Origin of the sequence: Bradyrhizobium tropiciagri (assembly GCF_001189845.1) — a bacterium.
Lineage (GTDB): Bacteria > Pseudomonadota > Alphaproteobacteria > Rhizobiales > Xanthobacteraceae > Bradyrhizobium > Bradyrhizobium tropiciagri.
On sequence record NZ_LFLZ01000011.1, the window covers coordinates 161,025 to 177,942 of the forward strand.

Genomic DNA, 16,918 nt, shown 5'->3' on the forward strand with positions numbered 1-16,918 from the left:
TGTCATGAAAACGACGCCGACGACAAAAATTCTCGCGATCGGGACCATCAATCCCGGTTTTGAGCAATCGCAGGTGCGTGCCGTCCTGCCGGAGGAAGTTCGCGAAACCGTCGAGCTCTACCTCGATGGCAAGATCGAGCAGTGGTATTCGCTCCAGGGAAAGCCGGGCGTCGCCTTCATCATCAACGTCACCGATCCGGCCGTCGCGCACGAGATGCTCGAAAAGCTGCCGCTGGGCAAAGCCCATATGATGAGCTTCGAGCTGATCCCGATTGGCCCGCTCAATCCGCTTCGCTTCTTGCAGGGCATGCAGCCGAAACCTTGAGGAAGGCCGTGCCCGATTTGGACGTCGTACGCGCTTTAGCGCCCGCCGATCTTCTCCAGCACCGGCAACAGATGCTGCAAGAACTCGCCCGGATTCTCGCTCATCGGGAAATGGCCGAGGCCTTTCATGATGGTGGCCTCGCTGCCGGCAATGCTGCTGGCCACCGCCAGCGTCTCCTCCGGCGTGCAGGAATAATCGTACTCGCCTGACAGCAGGAACAGCGGGCAGCGCCTGGTGTCGATCTCGGCGACGCGGGCGCGGATGTCGCCGTCGATCTTGTAGAAATAGAGGTCGCCCTTGAACACGCCGGGCCCGCTTTGCATGTAGTGCCACAGCGTCTCCCACCTCTCGCTGTCGGGCGCGTCGGGGCCGACAAGGCCGGAGACGATGGCGGCCGCGACCTCGCCGCCATGCACGTCAGGCCGGTGCAGGAAATTCAGGTCGTAATAGGGATCGACATGCGCGCCGGCCTGCAGGCCGATGATGGCGCGGAAGCGTTCGGGATGCTCGAGCGCGAGGTGCAGCGCGATCCGGCCGCCAATCGAGCAACCGATCACGATCGGCTTGTCGAGGTCGAGCGCATCGATCACGGCGAGGATCATCGCCGTGTATTGCGCCGAGGTGAGCTGGTACTCGTCGTCGTGCCAGCCTTGCGGCGGCGACGACTTGCCGTGCCAGGGCATGTCGAAGGCGATGACGCGATGGTTGCGCGTAACGCGCGGATCGTTCATCAGGCCGCGATATTGCCGCCCGTCGCGCCCGCGGTGTGCAGGCAGAGCAGCGGCGTGCCCTCGCCCGCCTCCTCGACATAGACGCGGTGCGCCCGGCCGGACAGTTCGAGATGCATGTAGCGGCCGATGATCGGCTCGAATTTGGCGCTCATGCGGCGGCTCCCTCGCGGCGCAGCTTGCCGAGCGCTTCCTTGAAGTAGCGCAGGTTCGCCATGAAGATCTGCAGCTCGCCCTCGGCCTTCAGCACGCGGCGCTTGATCAGCGCCATCAGGTCGTTCGAGCCGGGCGGCGGCCTCAGCTCGCAGAACCTGTCCCACTCCTCGTCCGAGGTGCGCAGCGCGAACGAGGACGACGGCATCACGAACGGCCCCTTGGTCACCGACAGGATCCGGCCCTCATGGATCGCGATCAGCCAGGCGGCCTTGCCGATCTCGAGCAGGAATGTCGTGGTGAGATAGCGGCCGCGCCGCACCAGGCCGGCGTCGCCGTTGACCCGTTCCTTCAGCATCTCGATCATATCTGCTCCACCCCGCTTGGCGGCCCGTCCGCGCAGACCGCAGCGGGCGCTTGTTCTGCGGCAATGATGGAAGGAATGGCTGAGCCGTCAATCGCTACAGGCGTGGCGGAGGCGTTTTCGCTGGCTGCCCCGTCCGGCAAGGCCGGCAACCGGTCCGCGTAAAGGAGAAGCTAGAGCCAGGACCAGACCAGCGCCACGTTCGCGGCGCAGGCCGCGAGCAGCGCAACCGCAAGCGCGAGCTGCACGCGTTCGTAGGGGGACAGGTGGATCGCTCTCATGGGCCGGAGCATCCGGCGATTCTACCCGGAGAGTCCCGGGGATTCTTTTTTCCGGGGTTTACGACCCGTTAAGGACTCAAGGCCCCTGCGGCGAAAGGACCGAAATGACTCATATTTTCAGATGCTTGCCGCATGTCCGAGCTCACGGTTCCGTGATTGGAACGAGGCGATCTTCCCGAAACCCGGGACGGCCACTGGCGTTGTCGCTGATTGGGGAAACGACAAATGCCGTACGCGCTGTTCTATCAGGACGCCAAGCTGAGCAAGGCGTATCCGACCGAGGCTGACGTCTGGAAGCTGGCCCGGAAGTCGGGCCTGGTGGTGGATGCCATCACCGAGGAGGAGACGCCTTCGCCGCGCCCGGTGCTGGACAATGATTACGAGATCCGGCCCTGCCAGCTCGAGCCGAATGAGGACCCGGTCAAGAACAAGGCCGATGCCGATCGGGAAGCGCGGCAGGAGCCGCGGCTGAACTAAGGGATGGCGGATCGCCCGGTGCGCATGGGCGAACCGGGTGCTGGTACGATGGTCGCGTTGCCCCCTACGGCGTCGCGGTTGCCAGCGAGGCCTGTTCGGCGGCAAGCGACACGCAGGTCTTCCGCCGATGCAGGCCCCGGATCGCGCCCGTCACCTTGAGCACCTTGCCGGCCGAGCAGGACGAATCCTGCACGAACACGACCTCGTAAGGCGCGAGCGCCAAGGGTTCGGATTTGAGGATGGTCTGGGCAAGGCACGGCACGGAGACCGCAGAGAGGATCAGCCCTAACGCAAAGCTACGCATGTTTGTTTGTCCACCAGCCCGGCGATCGCATAATAGCGGAACACGATGAAAGTTCCGTGCAATGCAGGAATTATTTTTTGCATTGCACGATCAGGCGTGAACACCGGCTGAATGGGCAAGGCGTGGGGCAACAAAAAAGGCCGACCCGAGGGCCGGCCTTTGATCTCGTTGCAGCGAAACCGCGCTCAGTAGCGGGAGCCCACGGGACCGCCCCAGCCGAAGCGGTAGTTGACCCCGACCTTGACGGTATGCTCGTCGTTCCGGAAGCTGGTGCCGACGAGGTCGGCCGGGCCGCTGGTGAAGTTGGTCTTGCCGAAATTGTAGTACTGGTATTCGGCCTTCGCCGACCAATTCGGGGCGAACATGTATTCGAGGCCGGCACCGACGGTATAGCCGTCCTTGTGGCCGCCATCGGTGGTGAAGGCCGCCGGCACGCCGCCGACCGTCGCCGAGATGTTGTTGTTGTCGCGCCAGGCATAACCGCCCTTTGCGTAGAGCAGCGCCGGACCCCAGGTGTAGCCAAGGCGGCCGGTCACTGAACCGAGCTGGTCGGTGTTCCCGGTCACCAGCGTCCCGCCCGGGAGCAGCACGCCATTGTTGTTCGAGGAGCTGGGCAGCCAGGAGTACTGCGCCTCGACGCCCATCACCCAGTTGGGCGCGAACTGATAGTCGAAGCCGCCCTGCACGCCACCCATGAAGCGCGCATCGCTGCCCATCAGGTTGGTGCCGTCGGTGAACGCGCCGCCGACATGGCCGCCGATATAGAAACCGGTCCAGTTGTAGACGAGCGCCGGTGCGGTATAGGGCGGCGGGGCCTTGGTATAGGTGCGAGCCGGCATGTCAGCCGCAAATGCCGGGCCCGCAAGGGCGGCCAGCGCGACTGTGCCGAGCAAAAACTTCTTCATTTCTGATCCCCGTTACTAACGCTGCGCTGTTAAGCCAAACAACGTGACGCCAATTAGGTTGCTTTGGGGCAATGCCGGACCCGTGATGTTTCTGAGCTGTAACGGGGTCGCAACAACGCCCGTTTGTTCCTTGGCACAGAAGGTTTTTTCACCGGTTAAGCAGCCGTATTTTGGCTGTATCTAAGTCGCAAACGGCTAAGGTGAAGTTCAGCGCTCCCCGAAAAGTGATCGGAGTTCGCTAACGTTTCGATCAGGCCTGCGACAAGCAGCCGCGCCTTAGAAGTGGGCATGATCCTTTCGGAAAACCGCTTCGCACTTTTCCGGATCATGCCTAGCGCGACATCTTTTCCAGATCCGGAAAGGCCGCGTAGGACGCACCGGCGCAAGCCTCGGCGGCGTTGTCGAGGATGCGGTCGAGCCGGCCGTCCACGAACATGACGCCGCGCTCCCGCACCGGGCGGTAATTGCCGTCGGTATCCTTGGCGCTGTAGCGCAGGCAGACCACGTAACGCAGCCGGCCGCCGACCGTGCGCTGCACCGGCTCGCCGATGCCGGCCTCGCGGACCCCGACCGGATTGTTCAGGTAGGTCCGCATGAAGGCCACGATCTGTTCGCGGTAGCGGTCCGGAAACGGCTGGTTGGCGACGCCGCGATCGTCGGTGAACGTGGTCGAACCGCCGTCGTCGCTGGTGAGACAGCCAGCGAGCGGCAGCGAGAGCAGCAGGATCGCCGCCAGTTGTGATGAAGTCCGCAAAGTCAGCTGTTTCATGTTGCCCCGGCCGCGTCTCATAAACCGCCGGGCGGCGGAAGGGAATTCGCAACTCGGTTATTCCGGCGCACCAGGCCCAGAAGCCGGCGCCCGGACGCACTCCGGCCCGCCGCCATTGGGGAAGCAATGGACGGACGGGCCGGTTCTGTATCCCTGCGCAAAGGCTTTGCCTTTGTCGCGGAGGGCGCAGCGGGGCAATGTGGAGCGAACTACGCCCCCAGGATCAGATTCGAGATCAGTTCAGCCGTGCTCGATCAGCCACGCTTGGCCGGCACGACGTGCTTGGTCGCGACCTTGGCGTGAACGTGCTTGGTCGCGTGCTTCGGCGACTTCACCTTCAGCATGCCCATGTGCTTGTGGTGGCGGTGATGGGCATAGTGCTTGTGGTGCATCTTGGCGTTGGCGTTACGCACCTTCGACGGGACCTGCTCGCTCTTGATGACCGGGGCGGCCTTGGTTGCCGGGGCAGTCGTCGCCGGGGCGGTGGTGGTCGCCGGCGCGGGCGCAGCAGTCTTGCCGGTTTCGGCGGCGAGCGCGGGCGCTGCAATCACGGACATGGCGAGCAGCGCGGCGGAAATCGTCTTCAACATGGTGGTCCTCCTCTTCGGGATCGAGAGGTCTCCGGCCGGATGGTCGGCCTCACCGATCAATGCACGTGACCTTAGGGGCCGCGCACTGAACCCGTTCTGAAGGACATGGACGGAATTCATTCATGTGAATGACATCTTGGTCATGTTGCCCGCCCTTGCCGGTCGCAGGCCTCACGCAATCGTGGGATCGGCCGGGAATGTTCTGCACCCTTGGGTGTTCAACTCAGCAGGCTTGGGTGTAGGATTACCGAGCACGATCAAGGAACGATCAGGAGCAACCAGGAATGAGCAAGACGACGAAGTTTCTAAGCCTCGCAGTGCTCTCGATGACGCTCGCCGCCGGGCCGGTCATCTCGGCCTACGCCGCGGGCGGCGAGAATCCCTCGCCGCCGGCGTCCGACAGCGGCAGCAAGGGCAAGAAGGCGAAGAAGGACAAGAGCTCCGCGATCGACGATCAGAAGTTCCTGGCCGGCTACCACGCCGCCTATGCCGCGATCTACGACCAGCACGACTATACCGTCGCGATCGAGCAGCTGAAGGCGCTCGGCCAGGACGACCGTGCCGACGTCGCCAATTTGATCGGCTACTCCTATCGCAAACTCGGCGACTACAAGGTCTCGCAGATCTGGTACGAGCGCGCGCTCAAGGCTGATCCGGCCCATGTGCGCACCTGGCAGTATTACGGCCTCTGGCAGGTCGAACAGGGCAACCGCGACCAGGCGCAGTACCATCTGAACCGCATCGCCCAGCTCGCCGGCACCAACAGCGACGAATATCGCTCGCTCGCCGCGGCGCTGGAGAAGCCCCCGGGCACCGGCCTGGTTTACTAAGCAAGCGACCCGTTCAGAATATTAAGCTGGCGCAGTCATCGTGACGCGCCGGCTTTTTGCTGCCCTGTAGGATGGGTGGTTTCGTAGGATGGGTAGAGCGAAACGATACCCATCATTCGCTGGGCGGGCACACTTGATGGGTTTCGCTACGCTCTACCCATCCTCGACCTCAACCTCACGGGTAGTGCTCGAGGCGCCGGTCGGGCTTTTGCGGACGGCTGGCGCCGACCGTGTTGCCGGCCGCAGCTTCCCCCGGCTTCGCCGGGCGCGCAGCCCTCTCGATCGGCGGGCCGCTGTCGCCGGTCTTCTTGTTGGTGTTCATCGCCTGGCCGGTGGTGGTCACATTGGCGGCCTGCCCGGCCCCCGCTGAGCCGGCCGACGGGCCGGAGCTCTGCGCCAACACGGTTCCCGACAGCACCAATGCCACCATCAGTATTGCCGCGTTGACTGTCATGGAGGGGGCCTTCTGCACACGAATGATGCACAGCAACGCGCCAGGGCCGATCGCGTTCCAATGCTGCCTATCGCCGATGCGGTAGAGTTAACATCATCGAAGGCCGCCGCTTCCGCCGGCGGCCTTTCGGGTCCTTGTGGTCGCCAAGCACAGAGCTTACGAAGGCAACATGCAACTCGTCTCCACCCTGACCTGTCCGGCTTGCGGCTTCGCCAAGGCCGAGACCATGCCGACCGACGCCTGCCAGTTCTTCTACGACTGCGCGGGCTGCGACACCCGCCTCAAGCCGAAGGCCGGCGATTGCTGCGTGTTCTGCTCATACGGCTCGGTGCCCTGCCCTCCGGTCCAGGCGGACGGAAAATGCTGCGGCGATGCCGCATGCGGCGGCCAATGAGCACCTGGCCATGCGGTACGATCGACCGGCATCGCGCGCGCCGCGACGCCGGTCATCGTCTCACTTCGCCTTCTGGATCGCCGTGACGATGTAGCCGCCGTCGCCCTCCTGGGCTTCGAATTTGACCTTGTCGCCGACCTTCACCTGCTTGAGCAGCGCGGGATCCTTGACCCGGTAGACCATCGTCATCGGCTCCTCCATGCCGAGGCTCTTGGCCGGGCCGTGCTTGAGCGTGATCTTGCCCGCGCTCTCGTCGATCTTCTTGACCTCGCCGCTGATATCAGCGGCCTGCGCGAACGCCGCGCCAAATGTCAGTGCCAAGGCGAGCGTGACCGCGCCTGCCGTTCTGGTGATCCCATTCATCATCGTTGTCCTTTCATTCATCGTTGATTTCATTTCACGATGACGCGGCCGGTCATCCCATAGTCGCGGTGATCGGGGATCAGGCAGGAATATTCGAACGTTCCTGCCTTGGTGAACTTCCAGACGATCTCCGCGCTCTTCTTCGGCGCGAGACGGACGCCGTTCGGATCGTCATGCTCCATGTGCGGATGCTTCTTCATCACCTCGGCATGCTTCAAATTCTCTGCGGTGGTCGCGAGCAGGAATTCATGATCCTCGGTGCCGGCATTCCTGATCACGAAGCGGATCTGTTCGCCGCGCTTGACCTCGATGCGGAACGGCGTGAACTCCATCTCCTTCATCTCGACCTCGACGGTGCGCGACGGCTTGCTGGGATCGCCGGGCTCGCCGGCCGAATAGGATTGGTGACTGTGCTTCTCGTGTGCGCGCGACGGCACAGCGGTGACCGACAGTGCGACGAACGCGATGCCGATCGTGGTGAAAGACTTCATTGGATTCTCCATTTCAAAAAAAGCGTTGTCCGGGTCACAACTGCGGCTGCTGGCGGGTGGCGGTTGCAGCGATCTCTCGTTCCGGCGCCTTCGCCCTGATCTCGATGCCCTTCACGATGGCGAAGATCGCGGGGATCACGATCAGCGTCAGCAAGGTCGAGGAGATCATGCCGCCGATCATCGGCACTGCGATGCGCTGCATGATCTCGGAGCCGGTACCGGTGCTCCACATGATCGGCAGCAGGGCGGCCATGATCGCGACCACCGTCATCATCTTCGGCCGGACGCGCTCGACTGCGCCCTCGATGATCGCGCGATGCAAATCGTCGCGGCCGACCGTCCGCCGTTCGGCGGCACAGCGCGCTTTCGCCTCTTCCAGTGCGTGGTTGAGATAGATCAGCATCACGACGCCGGTCTCGGCGGCAACGCCGGCCAGCGCGATGAAGCCGACCGCGACCGCAACCGACAGGTTGAAGCCGAGCGCCCACATCAGCCAGAGCCCGCCGACCAGCGCGAACGGCAGCGACAGCATCACGATCATGGTCTCCGCCACCGAGCGGAAGTTGAGGTAGAGCAACAGGAAGATGATCGAGAGCGTCACCGGCACGACGACCCTGAGCCGCGCGGCGGCGCGCTCGAGATATTCGTATTGCCCGCTCCAGACCAGATAGGTGCCCGGCGGAAACGCCACGCTCGCCTGCACCGCGCGCTGCGCATCCGCGACGTAGCCGCCGAGATCGCGCTCGCGGATGTCGACATAGATGTAGGTCGCAAGCTGCCCGTTCTCGGTACGGATCGAGCTCGGCCCGCGCGCCGGCTTGACATCAGCGACCTCGCCGAGCGGCACCGCGCCGCCGGCCGGCATCGCAACCAGGATGTCGCTGGCGATTGCGCTGGGATTGTCGCGCAAATCGCGCGGGTAGCGCATGTTGACGGTGAAGCGCTGCCGCCCCTCCACGGTCGTGGTCACGCTCTGACCGCCGAGCGCGGTCGCGATCGTGTCCTGCACGTCCTGCACCGCGATGCCATAACGCGCCAGCGCCTCGCGGTTCGGCGTGATCTCGAGATAGTAGCCGCCGAGGCTGCGTTCGGCATAGGCCGACGAAGTCCCCGGCACGGTCTTGAGCACCTGCTCGACCTGGCGCGCGAGCTTGTCGATCGTGCCAAGGTCGGGGCCGATCACCTTGACGCCAACAGGCGTGCGGATGCCGGTCGAGAGCATGTCGATGCGCGCCTTGATCGGCATCGTCCAGGCGTTGGAGACGCCCGGGAATTGCAGCGCCTTGTCCATCTCGGCGATCAGACCGTCGAGGCTGACGCCTTTGCGCCATTCCTCCTTCGGCTTGAGGTTGACGACGGTCTCGAACATCTCCGACGGCGCCGGATCAGTCGCGGTCACGGCGCGGCCGGCCTTGCCATAGACCGAGGCGACCTCCGGAAAACTCTTGATGATCCGGTTCTGGGTCTGCATCAGTTCGGATGCCTTGGTCACCGAGATGCCCGGCAGCGTGGTCGGCATATAGAGCAGCGTGCCCTCGTTCAGATCGGGCATGAACTCGGTGCCGAGCTGCCGCGCCGGCCAGACCGTCACGGCGAGCGCGCCGAGCGCCAGCAGGATCACCAGCGTCTTGGCTCGCAGCACGCCGTTGATGACCGGACGGTAGATCCAGATCAGGAAGCGGTTGATCGGGTTCTTGTGCTCGGGGACGATCCTGCCGCGCACGAAGATCACCATCAGCGCCGGTACCAGCGTCACCGACAGCAGCGCGGCCGCCGCCATCGCAAACGTTTTGGTGAAGGCGAGCGGCGAGAACAGCCGGCCCTCCTGCGATTCCAGCGTGAAGATCGGCATGAACGACACGGTGATGATGAGCAGGCTGAAGAACAGCGCCGGCCCCACCTCGGCCGCGGCCTCGATCAGGATCGCGATACGCGACTGGTCGGGCTTGGCGCGCTCCAGGTGCTTGTGCGCATTCTCGATCATCACGATCGCCGCATCGATCATGGCGCCGATCGCGATCGCGATGCCGCCGAGGCTCATGATGTTGGAGCCGATCCCGAAAAACTTCATCGCGCCGAACGCCATCAGCACGCCGACCGGCAGCATCAGGATCGCCACCAGCGCGCTGCGCACATGGAGCAGGAACACGATGCAGACCAGCGCGACCACGACGCTCTCCTCGAGCAGCGTGCGCTTCAGCGTCTCGATCGCCGCATAGATCAGGTTGGAGCGGTCATAGACCGGCACGATCTCGACCGATTTCGGCAGACTGGTCGCGATCTCCCTGAAGCGCTTCTTGACGTTCTCGATCACGTCGAGCGCGTTCATGCCGAAGCGCTGCAGCACGATGCCGCTGGCCACCTCGCCCTCGCCGTTCAGCTCGGCGATGCCGCGCCGCTCGTCGGGGCCGAGCTCGACGCGGGCGACGTCGCGCAACAGCACCGGCGTGCCATTGTCGGTCTTCAGCACGACATTACCGAGGTCGTTGATATCCCTGAGATAGCCCTTGCCGCGGATGACGTATTCGAATTCGGAGAGCTCGACGGTGCGACCGCCGACATCGGCATTGCTGGCGCGGATCGCATCGCGCATCCGCTGCATGGTGATGCCGCGGTCGCGCATCCGTTGCGGGTCGAGGATCACGTTGTATTGCTTGACGAAGCCGCCGACGCTGGCCACCTCGGCGACGCCTTCGGCCTTGGCCAGCGCGAACTTCAGATTCCAGTCCTGGATCGTTCTGGTGTCGGCGAGATTGAGCTGCTTCGACATCACGGCATACTGGTAGACCCAGCCGACGCCGGTCGCGTCTGGACCGATCGTCGGCGACACGCCGGCCGGCAGCCGCGACGCCGCGCTGTTGAGGAATTCGAGCACGCGCGAGCGCGCCCAGTAGATGTCGGTGCCATCCTCGAAGATGACATAGACGAAGGAGACGCCGAAGAACGAGAAGCCGCGCACGACCTTCGACTTCGGCACCGTCAGCATCGCCGTGGTCAGGGGATAGGTGACCTGGTCCTCGATCACCTGCGGCGCTTGCCCCGGATATTCGGTGTAGACGATGACCTGGGTGTCCGAGAGATCGGGGATCGCATCGAGCGGCAGATGCAGCAGCGCGTAGAGGCCCGCGGCCACCGCGAAGCCGGTGCCGAACAGCACCAGCAGCAGATTGCGCGCCGACCAGGCGATCACGCGGGCAATCATGGCTTGCCTCCATCCATCATCTCGCTTCCGCCCGCCGCCTGCTTCTCGCCGGTCTCGCCAAAGCCCTTGATCGCTGCCTTCAGATTGCTCTCGGCATCGATCAGGAAGGTCGCCGATGTCACCACCGCATCGTCCTCCGCGATCCCGTCGCGGATTTCGACATAGCCGTCGCCGCGCCGTCCGAGCTTGACCTCGCGCGGCTCGAACCGTCCGTTGCCCCGGTCGAGCAGCACGATCTGCCGGCTGCCGGTGTCGAGGATGGAGTTATCGGCCACTGACAGCACCGGCGCCGCGCTTCCGGTGTCGATCTCGGCGTCGACATACATGTCGGGCAGCAGCGCGAGGTCGGCATTCGCCAGATCGATCCGCACCCGCGCGGTGCGCGTCTCCTTGTTGACCTGCGGATAGATCACGCTGATCTGGCCTGCGAAATTGCGGCCGGGATAGCTGCGTGCCCGCACCGTGACCGATTGCCCGACCACGATGTTGCCGAGGTCGCGTTCGGCAACGTCGACCAGCGCCCACACCACAGAGACATCGGCAATCCGGAACAGCACGTCACCCGGCTGCGCGCGCATGCCCTCGATCGCGGCACGCTGCAGCACGATGCCGTCGCGCGGCGACAACCACGGAATGGCGATCGGAACGGTGCGGTTCTTCTCCATGTCGACGATGACGGCCTCGGGGACGTCGAGATTGGCCAGCCGCTGCTTGGAGCCTCGCCCGTAGGGCTCGATGCCCGCGGTCGCTTTCGATGTGATGGTCGCGACATATTCGGCCGCAGCGGACGATATCGCCGGGCTGTAGACCTCCATCAGCGGCTGCCCTTTCGTCACCCGGCTGCCGGTCGTGACGTCGGCGACCTTCTGCACATAGCTCTCGGCCCGCATCGCGATGACGGAGACGCGCCGTTCGTCGAGCTGGATCGTGCCGGGCGCGCGGATCAGGGTGCGGATGCGGCGCATCTGCGCGGCTTCGGACTTCACGCCGCTGCGCTGGATCTTGCCGGGTGACAGCGCGATCGAACCGTCGTCGCTGTCGTCGCCGTCATAGACGGGGATGTAATCCATCCCCATGGAATCCTTCTTCGGCACCGGCGAGGTGTCGGCAAGCCCCATCGGGTTGCGATAATATTTGATCTTGCGCTCGCTGTTCGCGGCCGCGGACTTCGCGTTTGCCGGCGGTTCGGGCTCGCCGGACTGCGCATCGCTCTCCGGGAACACCGGCAGATAGTCGCGTCCGTCGGGCGTCTGCTTCGGCGTCGCCGAGTAGAGCGGCTTGCCATCGGGATCGCGGTAATAGATCGGCGCAGTCGTCTCCGCCGCCTGCACGGCGGAGACGATGGCAGCGGTCACCGGCCGCGGCGGCAGGCCGCGGGCGGTCCATGCGACGCCTGCCGCTGCGGCGATCGCAGCAGCAGCGCCGGCCCATCTCAAGGGCCACATTGCTCGGCGGCTCATTGCTCGGCCGTGACGACGAGCTTATTCTCGACCGAGCCGGTCTCGCCCTGCACCTTGGCGCCGAGCGACAATTGCCAGCGGCCGGCCATGCCGAAGGTCGCCTTGAACCGGTAGGTCCCGGGCTCGGTGCCCGGCATCGGCGTCACCTTGGTGGCCATCTCCTGCATGCCGTCGGGCGCCATGTCGAGTCGGGTCGAGAAGATGATCGCGTCGGAGACGGGTTTTCCGGTGCTCTTGTCGACCAGCCGCACCGTGACGATGCGGTCGGCGCCGGCCTTGACGGTCGGCTGCACCAGTTGGAACTCGTAGTTCTTGATCTCGGCGTGGGCGGGCACATGGGTGAGGGCAACGCCGATCAACGCGGCCACGGCGGCGCGCGCGAGGTGGAAAGACTTCATTGGTGATGATCCTCGATACGTCTGATGAACCGCGTGAGCGGCATGCAGCGACACGCGCGCTATCGGGCGCACGCGTCAGCGATCAGGCACTCTCAGCGCCTGTCAGACGTTGGTTCGAGGCGGATGATCCGGAGGCTTGGCGCCGAGCCCGTCGAGCAGACGGTCGTCGCCCGCCGCAAAGGCGTTTTGCGACGGCTCGCGCGCGATTAGCGACATCGCTCCGCCGGGCGCCGGCAGCGAGACGCTGAGCATGCACAGCGCGAGGAACGGACAATCGTCGCAACCCTTGCTCTTGGTCTGGTCCGGACAGCACGGCATGTTGTCCGCCATCGCCTGCCCCGACACGGCTTCGTCGGACATGGCCATATCGGACATTGCGTGGCCGGACATGGCGTGGTCCGACATAGCCTGATGGTCAGACATCGTCGCCTGCATCGTGGCCGATGCATCCGGCATCATGTGGGCAAACGCCGGCGCCACGGGCGCGAGCAACAGCCCGGCCGCGACGAACAGCAGAATCCAGAGATTGACGAGCCGCCTCACATGCATGCCCGCTTGTCGCACGGATCAGCGGAACCTGCAAATCCGCGCGACTTCACGATCGCGCCAGTGGCGCCGCTGCCGCCTCACGCCTGCTTCAACACCGCCGGATCGACCGGCATCTTGCGCAACCGCTTGCCGGTCGCCGCGAAGATCGCGTTGCTGATCGCCGGCACGATTCCCGAGGTCCCGGTCTCGCCCATTCCGCCGGGCGGCTCGGTGCTCGGCACGATATGGACCTCGATGGCCGGGGACTGATCGATGCGCAGCATCTGGTAGCTGTCGAAATTGGTCTGCTCGACGCGACCGTCCTTCAGCGTGATCTCGCCATAGAGCGCGGCGGTGACGCCGAAATTGATGCCGCTCTGCAGCTGCGCCTGCACCGTGTCGGGATTGACCACGGTGCCGCAGTCCATCGCGCAGACCACGCGGTGGACACGCACCGAACCGTCCTTGGCAACCTCGACTTCGGCAATCTGCGCAAGGTAGCTGCCGAACACGAACTGCAGCGACACGCCGCGTCCGCGCCCCGCAGGCAGCTTGCTGCCCCAGCCGGCCTTGGCCGCCGCGAGTTCCAGCGCCGCCTTGGCGCGCGGCGACTTGCCGAGCAACGCCTTGCGATACTCGACCGGATCCTGCTTGGCAGCCGCCGCCATCTCGTCGATCATGCTTTCGGTGACGAACACATTGTGCGAGGGCCCGACGCTGCGCCAGAACGCGGTCGGAATGCCTGGCGGTTCGACCCGGACATATTCGACGTGGAAGTTCGGGATGTCGTAGACGAGATCGATCGCGCCTTCGGTGGTATCGGGGTCGAGACCGTTGCGGAACGCCGGCGGCGCCCAGCGCGCGATGACTGACGAACCGGCAAAGCGATTATTCCAGGCGACCGGCTTGCCGGACGCATCGAGTCCGACCGAGATCCGGTCGAACCAATACGGCCGGTACATGTCGTGCTGGATGTCCTCCTCACGGGTCCACACCACCTTGACCGGCGCATCGACCTGCTTGGCAATTTGCACGGCGCGGATCACACCATCGACATCGAGCCTGCGGCCGAATCCGCCGCCGAGCAGGTGATTGTGCACCACCACCTTCTCCGGCGGGAGATTCAGCACCTTCGCCGCCACCGCCTGGGCGCGCGAGAGCGCCTGGCTGCCGACCCAGATCTCGCAACCATCGGGGCGCACATGCACGGTGCAGTTCATCGGCTCCATCGCCGCATGGGCGAGGAACGGCAGCTGATAGGTCGCCTCGACCTTGGTCGCTGCGCCCGCCATCGCCTTGTCGGCGTCGCCGACGTTCTGCGCGACAGCGCCCGGCTTCGTGGTGGCGGCTTCGAGTTCGCGCGCGATATCCGCCGTGGCGAGCTTGGCATGCGGCCCCTCGTCCCACTCGATCGTGAGCGCCGCGAGGCCCTTCTTCGCCGCTCCCATGTGATCGGCCACCACGGCAACGGCGTCATCGAGCGTCACGATCTGGCGCACGCCCTTGACGGCCTTTGCCGCCGCATCATCCACGCGCTTGACCCGCCCGCCGAACACCGGCGACTGCGCCAGCGTCGCGACCTTCACCCCGGGCGGCCGCGCGTCGATGCCGTAGACCGCGGTGCCGTTGATCTTGGACGGCGTATCAAGCCGCTTGGCCGGCGTGCCGATCAGCTTGAACTCGGCCGGGCTCTTCAGCGTCACATTCTCGGGCACCGGAATCTGCGCCGCGTCGGTCGCGAGCTCACCGTAACCCAACTTGCGTCCCGAGGCGGCGTGATGCACGTCGCCGTTCTCGGCGCGGCACGATGCGGGCTCGACGTTCCAGCGCTTCGCCGCGGCCGCGACCAGCATCGCCTTCGCGGCGGCGCCGGCTTTCCGCATCGGCAGCCAGGCGCCGCGCATCGCATTCGAATTGCCGGTAGCCTGCACGCCGATCAGCGGGTTGGCGTAGAGCTTGTCGCTCGGCGGCGCATGCTCGAGCTGCACCTGCTTCAGGCCGATCTCGAGCTCCTCGGCGATCAGCATCGGGATCGAGGTATAGGTGCCCTGCCCCATCTCCACATAGGGCATGGTCAGCACCACCTTGCCGTCGGCACCGATCCGGATGAAGGCATTCGGCGCGAAGCCATCGGCGGCTGCGGCCTCGCTCTCGCGGCCCGCGAACGGCAGGCTCACGCTGAGCAGCAGGCCGCCGCCGGCGATCGCACCGGCGCGGAGGAAGTTACGCCGCGACAGATCGGCGGCGCGCTCAGACAAATTGTCGATCAGCGTCATGGCTCAACCTCCCGACTGCGCGGCTTGCTTGATGGCTTCGCGGATGCGGACATAGGTCCCGCAGCGGCAGATGTTGCCCGACATCGCGTCGTCGATATCGGCATCGGTCGGCTTCGGCTTGCTTGCGAGCAACGCGGCAGCGGACATGATCTGCCCGGACTGACAGTAGCCGCATTGCGGCACCTCATGCGCGAGCCAGGCGTCCTGGATCTTCTTACCCGCCGGCGTCTTGCCGACCGCCTCGATGGTCGTGATCTTGGAATCGCCGATGCTGTCGATCGTCGTGATGCAGGAGCGCACCGCGCTGTCGTCGAGATGCACCGTGCAGGCACCGCACAGCGCCATGCCGCAGCCGAACTTGGTGCCGGTCATGCCCAGCACATCGCGCAGCACCCATAGCAGCGGCGTATCGCCGTCGGCATCGACCGAATGACTGGTCCCATTGATCGTGATCTGGAAAGGCATCTGACACTCCTGTCCTGGTTCGAGCCCTCGCACGGATCGGCCCCTCCCGGCGCGATCCGCCACATTCCAAAGCAATCGCGTGCATTCTCGCGCTAATTGCTCACTCGTGGTAATAAATAGAAATGCTATGCCTTAGAAGCGGCGGTTCGATCCGCAGTGAAATAACCATTGGTTTATAATCATGGACCGACTGACCAGCATGTCCGTGTTCGCCCGCGTCGCCGATCTCGGCTCGTTCACCGCGGCGGCCAAGGAGCTGCGGATATCGCCGACCATGATCGGCAAGCATATCCGTTTTCTCGAGGACCGGCTCGGTTCTCAATTGATCAACCGCTCCACGCGCCGGCAGGGCCTCACCGAGCTCGGCCGCAGCTATCTCGATCACTGCAAGCATCTGCTGGTCGAGGCCGAGGCCGGCGACGCGCTGGTCGAGGAAGCCCTGAGCGCGCCACGCGGCAAGCTCCGCGTTGCGACCTCGGTCGCCTTCGGGTCGTACAGCCTGGCGCCGGCGCTGGTCCGCTTCATGAAGCGATATCCTGAGGTCTCGGTCGACCTCGTCCTCAGCGACAAGATGGCCGACCTGCTCGAGGAAGGCCTGGATGCCGCGATCCGGGTCGGTACGCTGACCGACTCCAGCATGATGTCGCGCTCGCTGTCGCCCTACACCGGCGTGGTCTGCGCCGCGCCGAGCTATCTCGCCGAACGCGGCACGCCGATCCATCCAAGCGATCTCGTCCACCATGATTGCCTGCGCTATCCCGGCTGGTCGGACGCACGGCGATGGAGCTTCTTCGGGCCGGAAGGCGAAGTGCATGTCGATGTCGAGAGCCGCCTCACCATCAACAACGCGTTCGGCATCCGCTACGCGGCCCTCGCCGGCGCCGGCATCGTGCTGATGCGCGACGAGCTGCTCGCCGACGATATCGCCGCGGGCCGGCTTCAGGTCCTGCTGCCGAACTACACGACGCAAGCCCGCGCACGGCAGATCCTGTGGCCAAGGAACCGCAAGATGACCCCGAAGCTTCGCGCCCTGATCGACTTCATCGTGGAGACGTATGGGTGAGACCCGGCGGGCAACTCAACTCGGACAGAGGTGTCGCAAGAATGCGGAAGTTTGCTTCACGAGCCGAGCAGCAAACTCGGTGTCGTCCCTGCGAAACC

The 16,918-nt window shown here is 64.8% G+C and carries 19 protein-coding genes and 1 pseudogene; 5 read left to right on the top strand and 15 right to left on the bottom strand.

What is annotated here, in order from left to right:
* Positions 1-4: 4 nt before the first annotated feature.
* The gene (locus AKN84_RS12265; RefSeq protein ID WP_050420990.1) at positions 5-325 is read left to right on the top strand and encodes a muconolactone Delta-isomerase family protein; all 321 of its coding nucleotides are present in this window, start codon (positions 5-7) and stop codon (positions 323-325) included.
* Between the two features lie 35 nt (positions 326-360).
* On the opposite strand, the pseudogene AKN84_RS12270 reads toward AKN84_RS12265, so the two are convergent.
* Together AKN84_RS12270 and AKN84_RS12275 are read right to left on the bottom strand one after the other, a co-directional pair.
* Positions 361-1,208 (bottom strand): annotated as a pseudogene (locus tag AKN84_RS12270) (alpha/beta fold hydrolase).
* The gene (locus AKN84_RS12275; protein ID WP_050420954.1) at positions 1,205-1,573 is read right to left on the bottom strand and encodes a hypothetical protein; all 369 of its coding nucleotides are present in this window, start codon (positions 1,571-1,573) and stop codon (positions 1,205-1,207) included. Before AKN84_RS12275 ends, AKN84_RS12270 begins: the two are co-directional and overlap by 4 nt.
* 503 nt (positions 1,574-2,076) lie before the next feature.
* On the opposite strand from AKN84_RS12275, the gene AKN84_RS12280 reads away from it, so the two are divergent.
* On the top strand, positions 2,077-2,328 hold the full coding sequence (locus AKN84_RS12280) for a hypothetical protein (RefSeq protein WP_050420955.1): 252 nt from the start codon (positions 2,077-2,079) through the stop codon (positions 2,326-2,328).
* Between the two features lie 64 nt (positions 2,329-2,392).
* On the opposite strand, the gene AKN84_RS12285 is transcribed toward AKN84_RS12280, so the two are convergent.
* From AKN84_RS12285 to AKN84_RS12300, 4 genes are all read right to left on the bottom strand, one after another.
* Positions 2,393-2,632, bottom strand: a complete 240-nt coding sequence (locus AKN84_RS12285) for a DUF6719 family protein (RefSeq protein WP_050420956.1) — start codon at positions 2,630-2,632, stop codon at positions 2,393-2,395.
* A 185-nt stretch (positions 2,633-2,817) separates the two neighbouring features.
* On the bottom strand, positions 2,818-3,537 hold the full coding sequence (locus tag AKN84_RS12290; protein ID WP_050420957.1) for an outer membrane protein: 720 nt from the start codon (positions 3,535-3,537) through the stop codon (positions 2,818-2,820).
* Positions 3,538-3,868: 331 nt separating this feature from the next.
* Positions 3,869-4,306, bottom strand: a complete 438-nt coding sequence (locus AKN84_RS12295; RefSeq protein WP_244485055.1) for a hypothetical protein — start codon at positions 4,304-4,306, stop codon at positions 3,869-3,871.
* A 254-nt stretch (positions 4,307-4,560) separates the two neighbouring features.
* Positions 4,561-4,896 carry a His-rich protein BRANT gene (locus AKN84_RS12300; protein WP_193399647.1) on the bottom strand — a complete coding sequence of 112 codons (336 nt, stop codon included), beginning with the start codon at positions 4,894-4,896 and terminating at the stop codon, positions 4,561-4,563.
* Positions 4,897-5,180: 284 nt separating this feature from the next.
* Here AKN84_RS12300 and AKN84_RS12305 point away from each other — a divergent pair, with 284 nt between their 5' ends.
* Positions 5,181-5,726 carry a tetratricopeptide repeat protein gene (locus AKN84_RS12305; RefSeq protein WP_050420959.1) on the top strand — a complete coding sequence of 182 codons (546 nt, stop codon included), beginning with the start codon at positions 5,181-5,183 and terminating at the stop codon, positions 5,724-5,726.
* Between the two features lie 175 nt (positions 5,727-5,901).
* On the opposite strand, the gene AKN84_RS12310 is transcribed toward AKN84_RS12305, so the two are convergent.
* Positions 5,902-6,180 (bottom strand): hypothetical protein, encoded by a 279-nt coding sequence (locus AKN84_RS12310; RefSeq protein ID WP_050420960.1) that lies wholly within the window; start codon positions 6,178-6,180, stop codon positions 5,902-5,904.
* Between the two features lie 169 nt (positions 6,181-6,349).
* Between AKN84_RS12310 and AKN84_RS12315 the strand changes: the two genes are divergently transcribed.
* Positions 6,350-6,574: a GDCCVxC domain-containing (seleno)protein gene (locus AKN84_RS12315; protein ID WP_050420992.1), complete on the top strand. Its 225-nt coding sequence runs from the start codon at positions 6,350-6,352 to the stop codon at positions 6,572-6,574.
* A gap of 60 nt (positions 6,575-6,634) precedes the next feature.
* Here the strand turns inward: AKN84_RS12315 and AKN84_RS12320 are convergent, their stop codons facing one another.
* The 8 genes from AKN84_RS12320 to AKN84_RS12355 form a co-directional block, all read right to left on the bottom strand.
* The gene (locus AKN84_RS12320) at positions 6,635-6,937 is read right to left on the bottom strand and encodes a copper-binding protein (protein ID WP_050420993.1); all 303 of its coding nucleotides are present in this window, start codon (positions 6,935-6,937) and stop codon (positions 6,635-6,637) included.
* A gap of 29 nt (positions 6,938-6,966) precedes the next feature.
* Positions 6,967-7,428: a cupredoxin domain-containing protein gene (locus tag AKN84_RS12325; protein ID WP_244485056.1), complete on the bottom strand. Its 462-nt coding sequence runs from the start codon at positions 7,426-7,428 to the stop codon at positions 6,967-6,969.
* A 34-nt stretch (positions 7,429-7,462) separates the two neighbouring features.
* On the bottom strand, positions 7,463-10,630 hold the full coding sequence (locus AKN84_RS12330) for an efflux RND transporter permease subunit (protein WP_050420962.1): 3,168 nt from the start codon (positions 10,628-10,630) through the stop codon (positions 7,463-7,465).
* Positions 10,627-12,075, bottom strand: a complete 1,449-nt coding sequence (locus AKN84_RS12335) for an efflux RND transporter periplasmic adaptor subunit (protein WP_050420963.1) — start codon at positions 12,073-12,075, stop codon at positions 10,627-10,629. The genes AKN84_RS12330 and AKN84_RS12335 overlap by 4 nt, the downstream gene beginning before the upstream one ends.
* A gap of 11 nt (positions 12,076-12,086) precedes the next feature.
* Positions 12,087-12,488 (bottom strand): FixH family protein, encoded by a 402-nt coding sequence (locus AKN84_RS12340; RefSeq protein WP_050420964.1) that lies wholly within the window; start codon positions 12,486-12,488, stop codon positions 12,087-12,089.
* A gap of 102 nt (positions 12,489-12,590) precedes the next feature.
* Positions 12,591-13,037: a hypothetical protein gene (locus AKN84_RS12345; RefSeq protein WP_050420965.1), complete on the bottom strand. Its 447-nt coding sequence runs from the start codon at positions 13,035-13,037 to the stop codon at positions 12,591-12,593.
* A gap of 77 nt (positions 13,038-13,114) precedes the next feature.
* Entirely contained in the window at positions 13,115-15,292 is a 2,178-nt protein-coding gene (locus AKN84_RS12350) for a xanthine dehydrogenase family protein molybdopterin-binding subunit (RefSeq protein WP_050420966.1), read from the bottom strand.
* 3 nt (positions 15,293-15,295) lie between these two features.
* Complete coding sequence (locus tag AKN84_RS12355) at positions 15,296-15,757, bottom strand: (2Fe-2S)-binding protein (protein WP_050420967.1); 462 nt, start codon at positions 15,755-15,757, stop codon at positions 15,296-15,298.
* Positions 15,758-15,938: 181 nt separating this feature from the next.
* On the opposite strand from AKN84_RS12355, the gene AKN84_RS12360 reads away from it, so the two are divergent.
* Positions 15,939-16,820: a LysR substrate-binding domain-containing protein gene (locus tag AKN84_RS12360; RefSeq protein WP_050420968.1), complete on the top strand. Its 882-nt coding sequence runs from the start codon at positions 15,939-15,941 to the stop codon at positions 16,818-16,820.
* Positions 16,821-16,918 lie beyond the last annotated feature (98 nt).

Excerpts from the sequence above, each read along its gene's own strand:
- AKN84_RS12265 (WP_050420990.1), top strand. The coding sequence starts at position 5 with ATGAAAACGACGCCGACGACAAAAATTCTCGCGATCGGGACCATCAAT.
- AKN84_RS12275 (WP_050420954.1), bottom strand. The coding sequence starts at position 1,573 with ATGATCGAGATGCTGAAGGAACGGGTCAACGGCGACGCCGGCCTGGTG.
- AKN84_RS12280 (WP_050420955.1), top strand. The coding sequence starts at position 2,077 with ATGCCGTACGCGCTGTTCTATCAGGACGCCAAGCTGAGCAAGGCGTAT.
- AKN84_RS12285 (WP_050420956.1), bottom strand. The coding sequence starts at position 2,632 with ATGCGTAGCTTTGCGTTAGGGCTGATCCTCTCTGCGGTCTCCGTGCCG.
- AKN84_RS12290 (WP_050420957.1), bottom strand. The coding sequence starts at position 3,537 with ATGAAGAAGTTTTTGCTCGGCACAGTCGCGCTGGCCGCCCTTGCGGGC.
- AKN84_RS12295 (WP_244485055.1), bottom strand. The coding sequence starts at position 4,306 with ATGAAACAGCTGACTTTGCGGACTTCATCACAACTGGCGGCGATCCTG.
- AKN84_RS12300 (WP_193399647.1), bottom strand. The coding sequence starts at position 4,896 with ATGTTGAAGACGATTTCCGCCGCGCTGCTCGCCATGTCCGTGATTGCA.
- AKN84_RS12305 (WP_050420959.1), top strand. The coding sequence starts at position 5,181 with ATGAGCAAGACGACGAAGTTTCTAAGCCTCGCAGTGCTCTCGATGACG.
- AKN84_RS12310 (WP_050420960.1), bottom strand. The coding sequence starts at position 6,180 with ATGACAGTCAACGCGGCAATACTGATGGTGGCATTGGTGCTGTCGGGA.
- AKN84_RS12315 (WP_050420992.1), top strand. The coding sequence starts at position 6,350 with ATGCAACTCGTCTCCACCCTGACCTGTCCGGCTTGCGGCTTCGCCAAG.
- AKN84_RS12320 (WP_050420993.1), bottom strand. The coding sequence starts at position 6,937 with ATGAATGGGATCACCAGAACGGCAGGCGCGGTCACGCTCGCCTTGGCA.
- AKN84_RS12325 (WP_244485056.1), bottom strand. The coding sequence starts at position 7,428 with ATGAAGTCTTTCACCACGATCGGCATCGCGTTCGTCGCACTGTCGGTC.
- AKN84_RS12330 (WP_050420962.1), bottom strand. The coding sequence starts at position 10,630 with ATGATTGCCCGCGTGATCGCCTGGTCGGCGCGCAATCTGCTGCTGGTG.
- AKN84_RS12335 (WP_050420963.1), bottom strand. The coding sequence starts at position 12,075 with ATGTGGCCCTTGAGATGGGCCGGCGCTGCTGCTGCGATCGCCGCAGCG.
- AKN84_RS12340 (WP_050420964.1), bottom strand. The coding sequence starts at position 12,488 with ATGAAGTCTTTCCACCTCGCGCGCGCCGCCGTGGCCGCGTTGATCGGC.
- AKN84_RS12345 (WP_050420965.1), bottom strand. The coding sequence starts at position 13,037 with ATGCATGTGAGGCGGCTCGTCAATCTCTGGATTCTGCTGTTCGTCGCG.
- AKN84_RS12350 (WP_050420966.1), bottom strand. The coding sequence starts at position 15,292 with ATGACGCTGATCGACAATTTGTCTGAGCGCGCCGCCGATCTGTCGCGG.
- AKN84_RS12355 (WP_050420967.1), bottom strand. The coding sequence starts at position 15,757 with ATGCCTTTCCAGATCACGATCAATGGGACCAGTCATTCGGTCGATGCC.
- AKN84_RS12360 (WP_050420968.1), top strand. The coding sequence starts at position 15,939 with ATGGACCGACTGACCAGCATGTCCGTGTTCGCCCGCGTCGCCGATCTC.